Raw genomic sequence first — 15,744 nt, forward strand, 5'->3', positions numbered from 1 at the left:
TGAGTAACAGGTCTCATTGGTTTGAACCCTCCTCTTCCTGAGGAAGCGCGATCTCCTCCGACGCGTTCGTCTCCGGCGCAAGGGAAGGCACAGCGGGTTTGTCCTTTTCCGGCGTGTGCCCGTTTCGTGCGCTCTTACCATTCTGGCTATAGTAATAGTAGCTGTGGTAATTTCGAGCGGTGCGCGTATCCGAGCGATTGATGAAGAAAAGCAGCTTTTTCGGCTCGGCCGCGCGCAGCGCCTCTGCCGTCTCCAGCGTTGTGACCTGATCGGCCATATCGAGACTGACCACCTGCAGAATACAGTCGCAGAGTGGTGCCAGCACCAGCGCATCGGCCACCACCGAACAGGGCGGCGTATCTATCAGAATAAGGTCGGCCTCCTTACGAAGATAGGCTATCAGTTCGGCCATCGTAGGCAACGCCAGTAGATCGGAGGGATTCCGATCCGGTGTGCCGCTGTGGAGAATGGTCAGATAGGGCGTATCGGAGCTAACAAGAGCGTCCTCAGCGCTTACCGCACCGATCAACACTTCGGCCAGCCCGATCTTCTCGTTGGTCCGGAATATCTGGTTTATCGAGGGGTGCCGTAGGTCGGCATTCACGAGAATGACCCGTTTACCGGCGCGAGCGGCAGATCGGGCCAATGAGGTAACGGTGATGGATTTCCCTTCACCAGGAAGAGCGCTTGTCACCATAACCACCTGGCTGCCGCCTAGGTCTTCATGGCTGATGTCACGCAAAGCAAGCGCGAGGTTCGCTCTGGCCAAACTATAGGCTTCCGCAATGGGGCCTACCGCTTCGCCGGCTTGAAGTGCGCGCATCTGGGCACCCGATATCCGTGGCAACGTACCGATTACCGGGCCGGGCAGCATGCGACGGGCAATCTTAAGCGAGCGCACTCGACTATCGTTCTGCTCCAACAGAAGCATGGTGGCGATGCCCAGCACAACGCCGATAAGAGCACCAAAAGCGTAGTTACGCCAAATAACCGGGCTAGAAGGATCGGAGGGCACGGTTGCCAACTGGGCAATTTGAATATTCGGCTGAGCTGCAGCGCGGTTCGCATAGGCCGAGTCGAGGCTATTTTTTAGCTGCTTATAAACGCCCTGTGCCGAATCGAGATTCTGTTCCAGCTTCTGATATTGCTCATAAAGCAAAGGCAGGGTTTTCAACTTATCGGCAATGGATGCTTGCTGCTCGGTTGCCTGGGCGAGCTGTTTTTGATCGGCCAACAGAGTCACTAAGGCCAGACGATAGTTCTGTTGCAATTGCGTGTGATTATTAAGAGATGGAATCTTGCTGTTAACGATGGCCGCTAAATCTCTATCGAGTTTCTCTTTGGCCATTTTTACACGCGCCTCATCGTTTGGAATGATCCCGGGATAGAGTGGCGTGTACTTAAGCCGATCCTGTTGCAGCTGCTGCACGGCAGCGTTATACTGTTGTTGGTCTTGTGAAATCGTGTCAGGGTCGATCACCGTGCGGTTTTTAACGATGGCATCGTTTTCCGCGGCCAGCTGCTGCTTATAGAGCGAGTAGGTCTGCTGCTCACCTGCGATTTTCGTTTCTAGCTGACGAATCGATTCGGAGAGATTGTTATAGGCGCCAAGAAGCGCCAGCTGCTGAGCACCGATGTCGGTTAACCCGTATTTTTCTTTAAAACGTGTCTCTGCCGCAAGCGCCTGAGCATACTTCTCTTTGGCCACGGCAACACGTTGTGCGAGGTTGTTGATGGCACTGGTGGCATACTCGTCAACCAGTTCGCGCTTATACTGCAGAAAGGCGTGTGCTACAGCGTTGGTTAGCAATGTAGCGACCTGCGGGTCGCCATAAGTAACCGAAATGGTGATCAGCTGCGTGCCTTGCGGGTTCTCGACATCAAGTATCTTTAGGAAACGTTTGGTAGAAAGTGTGGGAACGGCGAGGCCATTGGAGTTTCTTTGGGCCCAGTCAAGAGAGCGCGCGGCGATCTGATCGGTCTGCAGCAGTTGCATTTCGGTGGCCGGGCTCTCCATCTGCACGGCATCACGCGTATTTTGGTCTGCTCCGGCAAGCCCTGGAGGTTGTGGCTGCACCAGAAGCGATGCCTGCGGCGACCACTCTTTGGGCATATACTTGGTAACCAGGGCCGTTACCCCTAAACACAGCGCCAATACAACGATAAAAGCCCACCCCCGTCGCCACACGATCCCTAAGGTATCACGAGCGCTTGGTGCGGGCGTTGCATCCACTATCATCTGAGGCGAATTCATCGGGTCAAATGCCTCCCTGCTATCAAAAGGTTTTTCCTTCTTAGGCTCTTAATTTTCGCGTTCCTTAAGGCCGGCCGCCGGAGAAGAAGAAAGCCTGTTCTGTCTCCTCTGACCTAAGCCCTACACAAAGTGTTTGCACTTATGTATACTGCAATTTTCGTGCCAAATTTTTTGTCGACTCGCCGACAGACTCATTTTTCACGAAAATAGGCGACCTCTATTTTCGGCCAGAACGCACAGCTCTTTAGACCGTAATCATTACAGGCCGTCCGCTAGATAATTCCCAGCCGTTTCCCCACCTTTTCAAACGCCATGAGCGCATCGTCGAGATCGGCTTTGGTGTGCATGGCCGAAGGCATGGTACGAACGCGTGCTTTCCCTTTTGCCACTGTGGGGTAGACGATGGCCAGAGCCATAACCCCCTCCTCAAAAAGCCCACGCTGCAGCTGCTGTGCTCGGCCCTCGTCGCCAACCATCACCGGCGTTATGGGCGTTACCGACACCCCTGTGTCGAAACCGAGTTTGCGCAGCCCCTCTTTCCAGTAGCGCGTATTCTCCCAGAGCCGCTCCGTTAGCGAACTATCGCTCTCCATCAGCTCGATGGCTGCTATCACAGCCGCAACAACGGCCGGTGGCTGCGCCGTGCTGAAAAGAAAGGGGCGAGCCCGCTGCGTTAGCCAGTCTATAAGGCGAGCGCTCCCCGCAATATAGCCGCCCATCACTCCAACCGCTTTCGAGAGCGTGCCCAATTGAATATCAATGCGCTCGTGCACCCCAAAGTGATAGGCCGTCCCTCGTCCGCCGCCCATAACGCCCGACCCATGCGCGTCGTCCACCATAACGGCGGCATCGTATCGCTCGGCCAACTCCACGATCTCCTTTAAAGGGGCTACGTCCCCATCCATGCTGAATACGCCATCGGTAATAATAAGCCGTTTCTTGGCACCCTGCGATTCTTTCAAGGCCTCTTCAAGGGCGTTCATATCGAGATGCTTGTAGATTTTGCGCTGTGCCTTCGAGAGGCGCACGCCGTCAATAATGCTCGCATGGTTCAGCTCATCGGTAAGAATCACATCCTCCGCATCGGTGATGGTTGGAATCACCCCGGCATTGGCCGTGAAGCCGCTTTGAAAGACCAGCGCCGCCTCCACATGTTTGAACGCCGCCAAACGCCGCTCTAACTCCATGTGCAGGCTCATCGTTCCGATGATCGGCCGAACCGCTCCCGCCCCGGCCCCCCACCGTTCAACGGCGCGAATGGCCGCCTCTTTGACCTTGGGATGGTTGGCCAACCCAAGATAGTTGTTGCTGGAGAGATTGATAACCCCCTTTTTTCCGTTCACGGTGATGCGTGCCTCCGAAGGAGTATCCATCACCACCAGCGGTTTGTAGAGGTTCTGCTCCTTCAAGCCCTCTATCTGCACCTCGAGCCACTGCAACAGTGTGCCGTTCATGCCCTTATCCTCTTTCCATACTTCCGCATAATGAAGCGCTATATCTCATTGTAGCCCATTAAGCGCCCCTGCGTAATGACAGGCCGCTTTGTGCCCCGTTTTAATTTCTCGCAGCACGGGCACCTCCTGAGCGCAGCGATCTTTGGCAAAGGGGCAACGCGTGCGAAAGCGACACCCGCCGGGCACCTCGATGGGGCTGGGTGGCTCGCCTTCAAGCAGTTTTCTCGCACTACGACGCGATGGATCGGGACGTGGCGCCGCCGCAAGGAGCATCTGAGTGTAGGGATGGAGCGGGCTTTGAAAGATCGCCTCCGTCGGCCCCTCCTCCACGATCACGCCTAAATACATGACGGCCACCCGATGCGCAAAATGCCCTACCATCGTCAGATCGTGGGAGATCAGCAGGTAGGCCATGCCCAGGCTCTCTTGCAGATCGAGCAAGAGATTGAGCACCTGGGCACGAATGGAGAGATCGAGCGCCGACGTAGGCTCGTCCAAAACAAGCAACTGAGGCCGCGTGGCGATCGCGCGCGCAATGCCGATGCGCTGGCGCTGCCCCCCCGAAAACTCGTGCGGATAGCGCTCCGCAGCAGAAGATGGCAATCCTACGCTCTCAAGGAGCTGACATACCCGTGCAAAACGCTCCGCCTTTGTATCTACCAAGCGATGCGCCAGCAACGGCTCGGCCACAATGTCGCCAACTAAAAGACGGGGGTTAAAGGCGGCGAAGGGGTCTTGAAAGACCAGGCCGATCTCACGACGCAACCGGCGTAAAGATTCCCCTTTCAGGGAGCGCACATCCTGTTCCAGAAACCGAATCTCGCCCTCATCCGGTTCGATCAACCGCAAAAGAGCGCGCCCTACGGTGGATTTGCCGCAGCCACTCTCCCCCACAAGCCCCAACGTCTCGCCCTTCGCAATGGAGAGGTCTACTCCATCCACGGCGCGAATCCATGCACGTCGCCAACGCCCGTCTGCACGCTGCAGCGTGGAGAAGTGCTTCTTTAGCCCTCGCACCTGAAGCAGCGGCGATTGGCTCATCGTTTCCCCCAACAAGCAGACACCCGATTGGCTATCTCCTGCCCAATAGCTAAAGAGGCCGTGGCCGCTGGTGACGGCGCATTGCACACATGCAGCGCGTTGGGAGCCTCCAAAATAAGAAAATCATCTACCAGCTTCCCATCAGGAGTAACCGCCTGCGCACGAACCCCGGCGCCGTTAGGGATCAGGTCGCTCTCGCGTATATCCGGCACCATGCGCCGGACGCTCTGCGCAAACAGAGCGCGACTTGTGGAACGCCGTATCTCTCGAAGCCCCTCGCGCATATGGGGCAATACAAGCCGCCAAAACCCCCTATAACCGATGCACTCCCAGCAGTCCCTAAGACTGAAATCCCTTCGTGTGTAGCCCTCGCGCTTTAAACTGAGCACCGCATTGGGGCCGGCATGGACGTGGTCGTCTATCGTTCGGGTGAGATGGACCCCTAAGAACGGAAAAGCGGGGTCGGGAACGGGGTAAATAAGCCCCTTGATCAGCTCGGCACTCGCGCTTTGCAGGGTATAGTACTCCCCGCGAAAAGGCAGAATACGCACCGGCGGACGTAAGCCGGCCCATTGCGCCACCCGATCACTGAAAAGGCCGGCACAGTTTACAAGAAACCAACAGCGAAAATCGCCTTGGCTCGATACCAGCGTGATGGAGTTTGTCTCGGGCCGCACCCCCATTAAGAGCGTGTTCAACCGCATTTCGGCCCCGCGCGCTTCCAACTCCTGGGCAAAGGCCCGGCACACCTGTCTGAAGTCCACCACGCCGGTTGTCTCTACCCGCAGCGCCGCCACGCAGCGTACGTGAGGTTCCCACCGTTTCGCCTCTTCCGCATTCAAAAGCTGGGTAGGAATGCCGTTCTCCACCGCCCGCTGCTGCAAATCTTTTAGGCGAGGAAGCTCTGTTTCGTCGCAGGCTACAATCAGTTTGCCGCAGATGCGATAGGGAATCGCGTGGCGATCACAGAAGGCGATAAGAGCTTCCCGTCCTTGCTTACAGAGACGCGCTTTCGCGCTCCCCGGCCGATAGTAGATGCCGGAGTGGATAACCCCACTGTTGTGCCCAGACTGATGCGCCCCCCAGTGGTTCTCTTTCTCAATAACCAAAAGGTTCGCGGAGCCGAATCGCTCTTGAAGCGCGAGACAAGTGGCCAGGCCTACCAAACCGCCGCCTACAACGGCAAAATCGAACGTCTGCGCCATTTTAGAACGATCGCACCAAAATCGTCCTCAGCGCTTCACGCCGCCTCTCAAACTCCGCATCCGATAGCGCCGGCATGGCCCCTTCTGTGGAAAAGGCTCTTTCAAGCGTAATCCAGGAGCGACAGCCCTCGTAGGCCTTCTGAAAAGGCAGGGAGATCGGTTGAGGAAGCACATAGACACGCAGCACGAGGAGGGTCAGCGGATCGTACGGGTTGAAATCGAAGCGTTGGCGCACATACTCTGCGTTCCAGATATGCTCTTCGCCGGCGGCCATTACCTGCTCTTCAGAACAAGCTTGCAAAACGTCGGTCACAACCGCATAAGAGGACAGTACTACCAATCGAGGGTCTGACGGCGACGACAGCACCTCCAACTCGCTCTTATAACGGTCTTGCAGCAGTTCAGCCCGTTGGTGTTCAAAAGTAGGGAACAGAAAGAATTCGGGGTAACGCGGCACAAAACGCCCCTCTTCCTCTCGCAATCCCCCCTTGCGAATCAGCAAGAGCTGCCGCCCCTCCTGCAGCGTTTTGCAGGCGAGCGCCCACTCTTTTAAGGCCCTATCGTTCGTGTTCAACATGGCCCGATACGCTCAGAAACGGATTATGCCGCTTCTCTTCACCGATGGTGGTCGGCTCTCCGTGCCCAGGCAGGACGCGGGTTTCGTCCGGCAGTTTCAAGAGACGATTGTGAAGCGACGCCATCAGTTGTTCTGCCGATCCGCCCGGCAGGTCTACCCTACCGATACTGCCACGAAACAGGCAATCCCCAACAATGGCTGCATCCTCCACCAGGAACGTAACATGTCCCGGCGCATGTCCCGGCGTATGTAACACTTTTATAGAGAGTTCACCGAGCGGTAGCTCCTGACCGTCTTCCAGAAGAATCTCCGGCTCTGGCGAGGGTTCTACCTCCATCTGAAAAGCGTTCGCCTGCTCAGGCACCGCACGTAGCAGGTCTAGATCGGCTTTGTGCAGGGCGATGGGGGCACCCGTCCAGGCCGAAAAGAAGGCGTTGCCGGCCACATGGTCAAGATGCGCGTGGGTATTTAGGATGTAGCGGAGGCTGTAGCCGAGCTGCTCTATTTCGGGAAGAAGTTGTTCACTATCGAAGGAGGGGTCTACAAGCGCTGCCTCCCCGGTGACCTCGTCCACGATGAGGTAGGTATTGTTGTCCATTGGACCGAGTAGGTGGCGATAGATAGGCATTATCGTGCTTGCCTTTGCTGTGGGGTAAATTTCTTTGCACGGTGTGCAAAACTGACCATAAGAACACGCAAGCGGTGCTCTTTCGCTAAATTATACCCAACTTCCCATAAAAATCGAGACAAGGGGCCCTGTCGCAAACACCGGGAATTGTCCCATCGCCTCTTATGGCGGCAGAGGACACTCTAAGTCAACTTACGCCCCGTTTCAAAACCCTCCACAGCAACTCCCCTCTCCGCTATCGCCCTGCAAAGGGGGCCTAGAAACAGCAATTAGCAAGTAGGGGCAGGCCCTTCCGCCTGCCCTAACAATGGCCAATCATAGAAGGATAACCACAGTTCTCACCCCCCTTCCCCTATCAGGGAGAGGGGCACCTCGTGGTGGGCGTCCTCGCGGACGGCGCCTTTGCGGCCAGAAAGATTACCTTACTCGTCTCTTTCTCTGGCCGCTGCATCGCCGTGCGCTAGCACCTTCCGAATCGTGGGAAAGGACGGGATAGGGGGCGAGTGAGGTAGGCTTGCTTCTACAGCCCCCACCCCCACTCCCCTCCCCCAATTTGGGAGAGGGGAGACCAATAAGTTCATCGGCAGTTTTCTATGATAACCTTCCCTTCGACAACTCAACACAACCGCCCCCTTTCTCCCTAATAGGGGGAAAGGACGGGATAGGGGGCGAACAAGATAAGCTCACTTTGCTAACTGGCTCTAGAACCGTGAAGCCGGCAGTCTCTACAATCCCATTCCCATTTCTCAGAACCAGTAGGGATTGAAATTCAAGATTTCTCGCCTCCGGCTCGAAATGACAGTTGTAGTATCGGCTCGAAAGGACAGTTGTTTATCTCGTCTGTGGCACGAAAGCACAGTTGTACCGCCGACGCTTCAAGCCCCCACCCCCACTCCCCTCCCCCAATTTGGGAGAGGGGAGACCAATAAGTTCATTGGCAGTTTTCTATGATAAGCTTCCCTTCAGGAACTTAACACAACCGCCCCCTTTCTCCCTAATAGGGGGAAAGGACGGGATAGGGGGCGAGCAAGATAGACGTGCTCTATGAGTTAGCTCTAGAACCGAAGCAATTGGCAGCGACAGCAACCCTACCCTCTCAGAACTGGTGGGAATGGAAACGCAAGATTTCTCGCCTCCGGCTCGAAATGACAGTTGTAGTATCGGCTCGAAATGACAATTGTCTATCTCGCCTTCAGCTCGAAAGGGCAGTTGTCCACCTTGCTTCGGCTCGAAATGATAGGCGTATCGCCGGCTCGTCAAGGCACACGCCCTTTCCCTCCATGAGAATGAAATGAGAAGACCTCTCAGCTTCGCTTCGAGGTGCCATGATCGCCGAGGCCCTCCCCCTCAAGACCGATACAGGCGTCCCCAGAAAATCTTGCGATTTTCTGGGGCAGGGCGCCCTGCCCCCTCTTAAGTCGTCGGTAATCGTTCCTGAAGCCCTACCGCTCACCAGGGCGAGGGCAAGCCACCGACCTTAGGAGGTGGCCGTTGACAGGTTTCTTTTGTCAACCAGAGTCTTTTGATGAATTTATCGTCTTGTTATCGCTTCGCCAGGTTTCTGTGGAGTTGGCTCGGATGCAGAGGCGGCCCAGCGACGCACAATAAGCCGTGCCCCACGCCCATAGGTAAAGTAGGCCCTTGCCCAGTTGAGCATTACCAACAGCCGATTGGCAAAGCCAATGAGAAAATAGATGTGTACGCCCAGCCAAAGCGCCCAAGCGACAAACCCCTTTAGGCGCACTGCAGGGAAACCGCCTCTTTTTGCCCCTCGATAAAACACGGCAAAGTGGCGGCCTACGGTGGCAAGGTCTCCTTTATCAAAATAGCGAAAAGCGGGTGGTTGAGGCCGCCCCTCCACCCGAGCGCGTATTACATGGGCTACATAGGTACCCATTTGAATGGCAGTTGGCGCCACCGCCGGAAGGGGCTTGCCGTCTTGCTCAAAATAGGCGGCATCGCCGATGATGAAAATTTCAGGATGGCCCGGCACACTGAGATCGGGAGCAACCTTTGCGCGTCCTACCCGGTCGGTTGGGGCGCCGACCCAACAGGCAGCAGGAGAGGCCACATTGCCGGCCGACCAAATAACGGTACGAGCCAAGAGACGCTCTCCGCTCTCCAGCATCACGCCCTCTTGGTCAATGTGCGTTACTTTAACACCGGTTCTTACCTCAACGCCGTTCCGTTCCAAAAAGCGCGCAGCCGCAGCGCTCAATTCCGGTGGAAAGGTGGGGAGGATGCGCGGCCCGGCTTCAACAAGCACAATGCGCGCAGAGCGCGGGTCTATATGGCGAAAATCTCGCACGAGCGTAAAGCGTGTCATCTCGGCGATCTGCCCGGCCATCTCCACGCCGGTTGGCCCCCCTCCTACCAGCACAAAGGTTAACCAGCTATCACGCGCTGCGGCATCCTCTTCCATCTCGGCCATCTCGAACGCTGTCAGAATGCGCTGGCGCACCTCCATTGCATCGGCGATCTCCTTCAACCCAGGCGCAAACCGCTCCCACTCCTCATGGCCGAAGTAGCTATGCCGTGAGCCGGTCGCCAACACCAGCATGTCGTAAGGTATCTCGCCTCTATCGGTTAGAACATGGCGACGCCGTGTGTCCACGCCGATCACCTCGGCCATCATCACCTCTGTATTCCGCTGGCGGCTTAAAACAGAGCGAATGGGAGCGGCGATCTGTTCGGGTGAAAGGCCGGCGGTTGCCACTTGATAGAGAAGCGGCTGAAACAGGTGATGGTTGCCTCTATCTATAAGCGTTATGTTAACCGGCGCCCTTTTCAAGCCTTTGGCCGCATAAAGGCCCCCAAACCCGCCACCCACGATCACCACTCGCGGTCTATTCTGCTTATTGCCACTGTTCGTAAATGCCATCTTGCTACCGCTCCACCAATCCTTTGTTACCTGCTACTACGATCTGTCCTCAACCCTCGATACCAATTCGTGAAATTTTTCGCAATCTGGCCGGATAAGGACGATAAAAGCCTCTGTTTGAAGGTAGAATAGATTAGAAGGTCTTAAAAAGAGCTGAGGACGCACGAAAGAAGGATTGAATGAAGTTTCAAGCTCAACAACTGTGGAGAGCGCTATCCAACCGGCTCGCCCCAACAAGAAGCCACTTTCCCACCTATGCGTGGATCGTGCTCGGCTATAATATCTTGGTGATCGTCTGGGGGCAGGTGGTGCTTGCTTCAGGGTCGGGAGATGGTTGCGGAGATCGTTGGCCTCTTTGCGGGGATCATCTCATTCCAACTTTCAAACGGCTCGCCACCCTCATCGAGTACCTTCATCGTCTCTCGACCGGTGTAGATACGCTGCTCCTGCTGATCCTGGTCGCGTGGGCTTTTCTGGCATTCCCCAAGCGCCACCCGGCGCGTTTCGGGGCATTGCTCGCCCTTCTCTTCACCTTCTTCGAGGCGATTCTCGGTGCCATCCTGGTTCTCTTCGGCCTGGTAGACAAGAACACCTCGGTGGCGCGCGTTATCGCCATGTCGGCCCATCAATCCAACACGCTGCTTCTACTGGCCTCTATTGCGCTTACCGCCTGGTGGGGCTCTGGAGGGGCAAGGATACAGTGGAGCCATCAGGGCATCGTGGCCAAATTGCTGTTGGGTCTGCTCATCACCGTGCCCATCGTGGCCATTAGCGGTGCCATCGCAGGGCTTGCCGATACGCTCTATCCTTCGCATAACTTAGCCCAAGCCATCGGCGACGATTTCCGCAGCGGAACCCCCTACCTCGTCCATCTGCGGGCGTTCCACCCGTTCTTGGCCGTTCTTGTGATGGTTTTTGCCTGCTATGTGGCCTCACGTATATGGCAATTGAGACCTACCCTGCACACGAAACGCTATGCGCAACGGGTGTATCTTCTTTTCTTTATCGAACTGACGGCAGGTGTCGTGAACCTCAGCCTGCTGGCACCTATCTGGGCGCGCGGTCTTCACCTGCTTATTGCCGATCTGCTCTGGGTTAATGTGGTGCTGCTGGCTGCGGCCGCCCTACCAAAACACTATGTCGCTACAAGAAATGCATGAATCTGTCTATTTACCGGAAGCCGCAACCGTGCACGCTCCGCGCACGGTAAGTTGGCGCAGCTACCTTGCACTTACCAAACCGCGTATTATTAGCCTGTTGCTCTTTACGGCGCTTACGGCGATGTTCATCGCTTCCGACGCGCAGCATCCGGTTACGTGGATGGCTTTCTTGGCCGTAGCCATCGGCGGCTATATGGCCGCAGGAGCCGCCAACACCTTCAACATGTTGATAGACCGCGACATTGATGCCACCATGGTTCGCACGGCAGAACGCCCCACCGTTACCCAAGAGATCACGCCCCGCAATGCGTTTCTCTTCGCCGCTGCCCTTACCGTAGGTTCCTTTGGGTTGCTTTGGGCGGTTACCGGGCTGCTCTCCGCCCTCATGGCCTTCTCCGGCCTGCTCTTCTACGTCGTTATCTACACGCTGCTTCTAAAGCGACGCACGACCCAAAATATCGTTATTGGAGGAGCAGCCGGCTGCTTCCCCCCGCTGGTGGGTTGGGCTGCCGTCACACATCACCTCGCCCCCATGGCATGGCTGCTCTTTGCCATCATCTTCTTCTGGACTCCGGTGCACTTTTGGGCACTTGCCTTGCTCATTAAAGACGACTATGCACGCGCCGGTGTCCCGATGCTGCCGGTGGTTCGCGGAGATAAAACCACAGTAGATCAGATCGCGCTCTATACGGTGCCAACCGTTCTTACCACGCTGCTGCCGCTCAAAATCTACGCGTTAGGAACGTTCTATCTCATTAGCAGTGTGCTTATCAACGTAGGGCTTATCTACTACGTCTACCGCATTCATCGAAACCCATCACGCCCACAGGCGCTCTGGCTGTTCAAATACTCCATGATCTACCTCGCTCTCATCTTTCTGACGATGGCCATCGCTCGGCACATTTAACCAACTCCTTGAAGCCGCTATAATATAAGCGGTTCTGAGTTAAGCCTTCAAACTCTTTAGAGGAGCGTCGTATTCGTGCCGCACAGCCATTCCAAAGAAAACCGAATCACCCCCCTCTCCCGTCGCGAGGCCCTCTTGATGGGAAGCGGCGGGCTTCTCTCCATTCTCACCGGCTGCACCACCGGCCGCAGCCAAAACGCCACCGAGCAGCGAAACGCGCTTCGCTATCCTCTTACATCCCCACCAACCACCCTCGACCCCGCCACCGTTCAGGATGGCACCACCATTGACCTGCTTCAGAACATCTACGAAGGCCTTGTCATTTGGAATACCAAGAGCGAGGTTGTCCCTGGCGTGGCAGAGAGATGGGAGGTTAGCAACGGAGGACGCACCTACACCTTTCATCTCCGGCGCGGCGTGCGATTCCATAATGGGCGCGAGGTCACCGCGGCAGACTTCAAGTACAGTATAGAACGCGCTTGCGACCCGGCCACCAACTCCCAAACCGCCTACACCTACCTGAACGACATCGTAGGGGCACTCGACTGTCGGGCAGGGAAAGCAAAAGGCGTAGCCGGCGTGAAAGTGCTCGATCCCTACACCCTTCAGATAACCATCGACTCACCAAAATCCTACTGGCTCGATAAGATGACCTATCCGACGGGTTATGCCGTATGTAAAGAGGCCATTGAACGCACCGGCGGCATCATTGACGCCACCTCAGCCGTAGGTTGCGGCCCGTTCCGCATCGCCTCTCCTCAAGACTACCGCAGCGACTATCGCATTGTGCTCACCGCCTTTGCAGACTATCATGGAGGCCGCCCAAAGCTTTCCTCTATCGTTCGTCCGGTTCTTACCGACGCCTCCACACGTCTCAACCAGTATGAGGCAGGCGAACTCGACCTCGTCGGCATCGCCCCCTCCGACCTCGACCATGTGAACCAAGACCCCAAACTCAAACCCGATCTGCACAGCTTTCCACGGGCGAGAATATGGTATTTAGCGTTGAACCAAGCGGCGGCCGGTTCGCCCTTTGTCAGCAAGCCGGTGCGTGTTGCCTTCAACATGGCTATAGACAAGCAGGAGGTCGTGCGGGTCGCGCTGAAGAATGTGATGACACCGGCCAACAGCATTGTGCCCCCCGGAATGGGAGGCTACATGCCCACGGCCAAGCCGATACCCTTTAACCCCACACAGGCGCGAGCGTTGCTGGCACAGGCCGGCTATGGGCCGGGTGGAAAGCCGTTTCCTGCGCTGGCGCTTACCTACCGCAACGACATGCCGGAGGTTGCTGCAGCCGCCCAGGTGGTAGCTTATCAGCTGAAAAACAACCTTGGCATCACGGTGCAGTGCCAAGGCATGGACTGGGGACAGTTTTTGAAAGAGAGCGACCAAAAAACGATGCCTTTCTCGCTGGCCAGTTGGGGGGCCGACTACCTCGACCCACAAGACTTTCTCTCCGTGCTGCTGCACACAAGCCATAAGGTTAACGGCATGGAAGATCATCCCTACAACGACGTGGGTTACAGCAACCCCATGTTCGACGCCCTTTGCGATAAGGCCGATGGCGAGCTAGACCGCGCAAAACGCTATGCCCTTTATCAAAAAGCGGAACAGATCGCCCTCGACGACTGTCCTTGGGTTCCCCTCTATTTCCAGCGAGACCTTGAACTGATTCGTCCCTATGTGCACGGCATTCGCGACAGCCTTCTGGGACACCTACCCTATACCACCACCACGGTCTAGCCCATGTTGCTCTACATCCTACGCCGGCTTGCCGTAGCCGTTCCGATGGTGTTGGCCATTGTGTTCATCGTGTTCGTTGTTGCCCGCCTTGCTCCGGCCAGCCCCATTGACATCATTCTCGGCGGTAAGGGCACCCCCCAAGCACGACGGGCTTTAGAGCATGCCTACGGGTTAGACCGTCCCATCCTCGTTCAGTTCGGAGCCTATCTCGTCGGGCTTTTGCATGGCGATTTAGGCCGTTCGTTCGTACATGGGCAAGAGCCGGTTAGTCGCATTTTCGCGCGCGATTTTCCGGTCACCGCCCAACTCGCCCTTCAGGCTTTTCTCTTTACGTTTCTTGTGGGGGTGCCTGCCGGTTTGCTGGCCGCCTACTATCATAACTCCTGGTTCGACCGAGCCTTAATGGCCGTTGTCGTACTGCTTGTTTCCGTGCCCTCCTTTGTACTCGGCCCTCTTTTGGTGCTCTTCATCGCGGTACGGCTTGGCTGGCTACCTGTTAGCGGGTGGGACACACCGGCCAGCACCATCTTGCCGACCGTTACTTTAGGCGCGCGTTCGGCAGCGCTCGTTGCCCGCATGATGCGCTCCTCGCTTTTGGAGGTTCTTCAACAAGACTATATTCGCGTGGCCTTGGCCAAAGGGCTTACTCGTGCACAGGCCGTATGGCGCCATGGCCTGAAAAACGCCTTTCTGCCGGTTCTCACCGTTTTGGGAACGACACTAGGCTACCTCCTGACCGGCTCCTTTGTGGTAGAGACCATTTTTCAGGTGCCGGGCATCGGCTATGAATCGGTGCGCTCTATCTCCGCGCGCGATTATCCCATCATTCAAGCGACCGCCCTATTTGTCGCACTGATCTTCGTGGCCGTGAATCTGCTCGTTGATATTCTTTACGGTTGGTTCGATTCGCGCGCCCGCCTCACAGGAGGCGCCTCCCAATGACGGCAGAAGAGCTATCCACCTACAAAGCCCTCAGTCCAAGCCGGCAAGCCCTGCGCCGACTGCTGCGCCATCGTGTGGTTTGGTTTTGTTTAGCGACCATCTTCTTGCTCGTGCTTATGGCTCTCTTCGCACCGCTTATCGCCCCCTATCGTTACGACTTTGAGGATACGACGCGTTACTTCTCCGTTCCATCTAAACCGGACGGCCATCACTTGCTTGGCACCGATAATTTGGGCCGAGACATCCTAAGCCGTCTCATCTATGGCTCCAGGGTTTCGCTGGGAGTCGGCATCGTAACCGTGCTTCTCGAGGTGCTGATCGGCCTACCGCTCGGTCTTATCGCCGGCTACTATGGAGGCAGAATCGACTCGATCCTCATGCGTCTCACCGACGTGATGTTTGCCTTCCCCGATCTCCTGCTGGCCATTCTGCTTATGGCGATTCTCAATTCAGGAACTCAGCCCGTCTCGCCTACCCTCAATGTGCTGACCCTCTTCTTCGCCTTAGGCATTGTAAGCTGGCCCCCCCTTGCGCGACTGGTGCGCGGACAGGCCGCAGCCCTCCGCCATCGCGAATTCGTTGAGGCCGCGCGCGCCATTGGGGTGCCCAACTGGCAGATCGTTTGGCGGCATATTCTGCCGAACCTGCTTGACCCCGTATTGGTGCAAACCACTCAGGATGTTGCCGGTGTCATCATTGCCGAAGCCACGCTGTCGTTCTTAGGCCTTGGGGTGCAGCCTCCCTACCCGAGTTGGGGCCGCATGATCTTTGACGCTCTTCCCTACAAAGAGACTTTCCCGCTAATGCTTATCGCACCCTGCATTCTATTGGCAGTGGCCGTAATGGCTTTCAACTTTCTTGGCGACGCTCTGCGCGATGCGCTTGACCCACGTCAACGCGGAATAAAGTAGGATATAATGAGAGTATATCACCGCTTAATTCAGGAGTA

Annotated in this window: 12 protein-coding genes; 5 read left to right on the plus strand and 7 right to left on the minus strand. The window is 56.4% G+C overall.

What is annotated here, in order from left to right:
* Positions 1–13: 13 nt before the first annotated feature.
* The 7 genes from VKV18_RS03275 to VKV18_RS03305 form a co-directional block, all read right to left on the minus strand.
* Positions 14–2,254, minus strand: coding sequence for a GumC family protein (locus VKV18_RS03275; RefSeq protein ID WP_324202798.1), 2,241 nt, complete (start codon positions 2,252–2,254; stop codon positions 14–16).
* Positions 2,255–2,526: 272 nt separating this feature from the next.
* A complete protein-coding gene (locus VKV18_RS03280) occupies positions 2,527–3,708 on the minus strand; it encodes a glycine C-acetyltransferase (protein WP_324202799.1) in 1,182 nt (393 codons plus the stop codon).
* Between the two features lie 45 nt (positions 3,709–3,753).
* Complete coding sequence (locus VKV18_RS03285; protein WP_324202800.1) at positions 3,754–4,749, minus strand: ABC transporter ATP-binding protein; 996 nt, start codon at positions 4,747–4,749, stop codon at positions 3,754–3,756.
* Entirely contained in the window at positions 4,746–5,954 is a 1,209-nt protein-coding gene (lhgO, locus tag VKV18_RS03290) for an L-2-hydroxyglutarate oxidase (RefSeq protein ID WP_324202801.1), read from the minus strand. Before lhgO ends, VKV18_RS03285 begins: the two co-directional genes overlap by 4 nt.
* 1 nt (position 5,955) lies before the next feature.
* Positions 5,956–6,531, minus strand: a complete 576-nt coding sequence (locus VKV18_RS03295) for a DUF1802 family protein (RefSeq protein WP_324202802.1) — start codon at positions 6,529–6,531, stop codon at positions 5,956–5,958.
* The gene (locus tag VKV18_RS03300; RefSeq protein WP_324202803.1) at positions 6,512–7,159 is read right to left on the minus strand and encodes an MBL fold metallo-hydrolase; all 648 of its coding nucleotides are present in this window, start codon (positions 7,157–7,159) and stop codon (positions 6,512–6,514) included. Before VKV18_RS03300 ends, VKV18_RS03295 begins: the two co-directional genes overlap by 20 nt.
* Positions 7,160–8,690: 1,531 nt before the next feature.
* Positions 8,691–10,040 carry an NAD(P)/FAD-dependent oxidoreductase gene (locus VKV18_RS03305; protein ID WP_324202804.1) on the minus strand — a complete coding sequence of 450 codons (1,350 nt, stop codon included), beginning with the start codon at positions 10,038–10,040 and terminating at the stop codon, positions 8,691–8,693.
* A gap of 179 nt (positions 10,041–10,219) precedes the next feature.
* On the opposite strand from VKV18_RS03305, the gene VKV18_RS15905 reads away from it, so the two are divergent.
* The 5 genes from VKV18_RS15905 (at position 10,220) to VKV18_RS03330 (ending at position 15,706) form a co-directional block, all read left to right on the plus strand.
* Positions 10,220–11,200, plus strand: a complete 981-nt coding sequence (locus VKV18_RS15905; RefSeq protein WP_324202805.1) for a COX15/CtaA family protein — start codon at positions 10,220–10,222, stop codon at positions 11,198–11,200.
* Positions 11,193–12,107, plus strand: a complete 915-nt coding sequence (locus VKV18_RS15910) for a heme o synthase (RefSeq protein WP_324202806.1) — start codon at positions 11,193–11,195, stop codon at positions 12,105–12,107. The genes VKV18_RS15905 and VKV18_RS15910 overlap by 8 nt, the downstream gene beginning before the upstream one ends.
* A 75-nt stretch (positions 12,108–12,182) precedes the next feature.
* A complete protein-coding gene (locus VKV18_RS03320) occupies positions 12,183–13,853 on the plus strand; it encodes a peptide ABC transporter substrate-binding protein (protein ID WP_324202807.1) in 1,671 nt (556 codons plus the stop codon).
* A gap of 3 nt (positions 13,854–13,856) precedes the next feature.
* Complete coding sequence (locus tag VKV18_RS03325) at positions 13,857–14,795, plus strand: ABC transporter permease (protein WP_324202808.1); 939 nt, start codon at positions 13,857–13,859, stop codon at positions 14,793–14,795.
* The gene (locus VKV18_RS03330; protein ID WP_324202809.1) at positions 14,792–15,706 is read left to right on the plus strand and encodes an ABC transporter permease; all 915 of its coding nucleotides are present in this window, start codon (positions 14,792–14,794) and stop codon (positions 15,704–15,706) included. The genes VKV18_RS03325 and VKV18_RS03330 overlap by 4 nt, the downstream gene beginning before the upstream one ends.
* Positions 15,707–15,744: the final 38 nt, after the last annotated feature.

The sequence above is a fragment of the Chthonomonas sp. genome (genome assembly GCF_035294505.1).
Taxonomy (GTDB): Bacteria; Armatimonadota; Chthonomonadetes; order Chthonomonadales; family Chthonomonadaceae; genus Chthonomonas.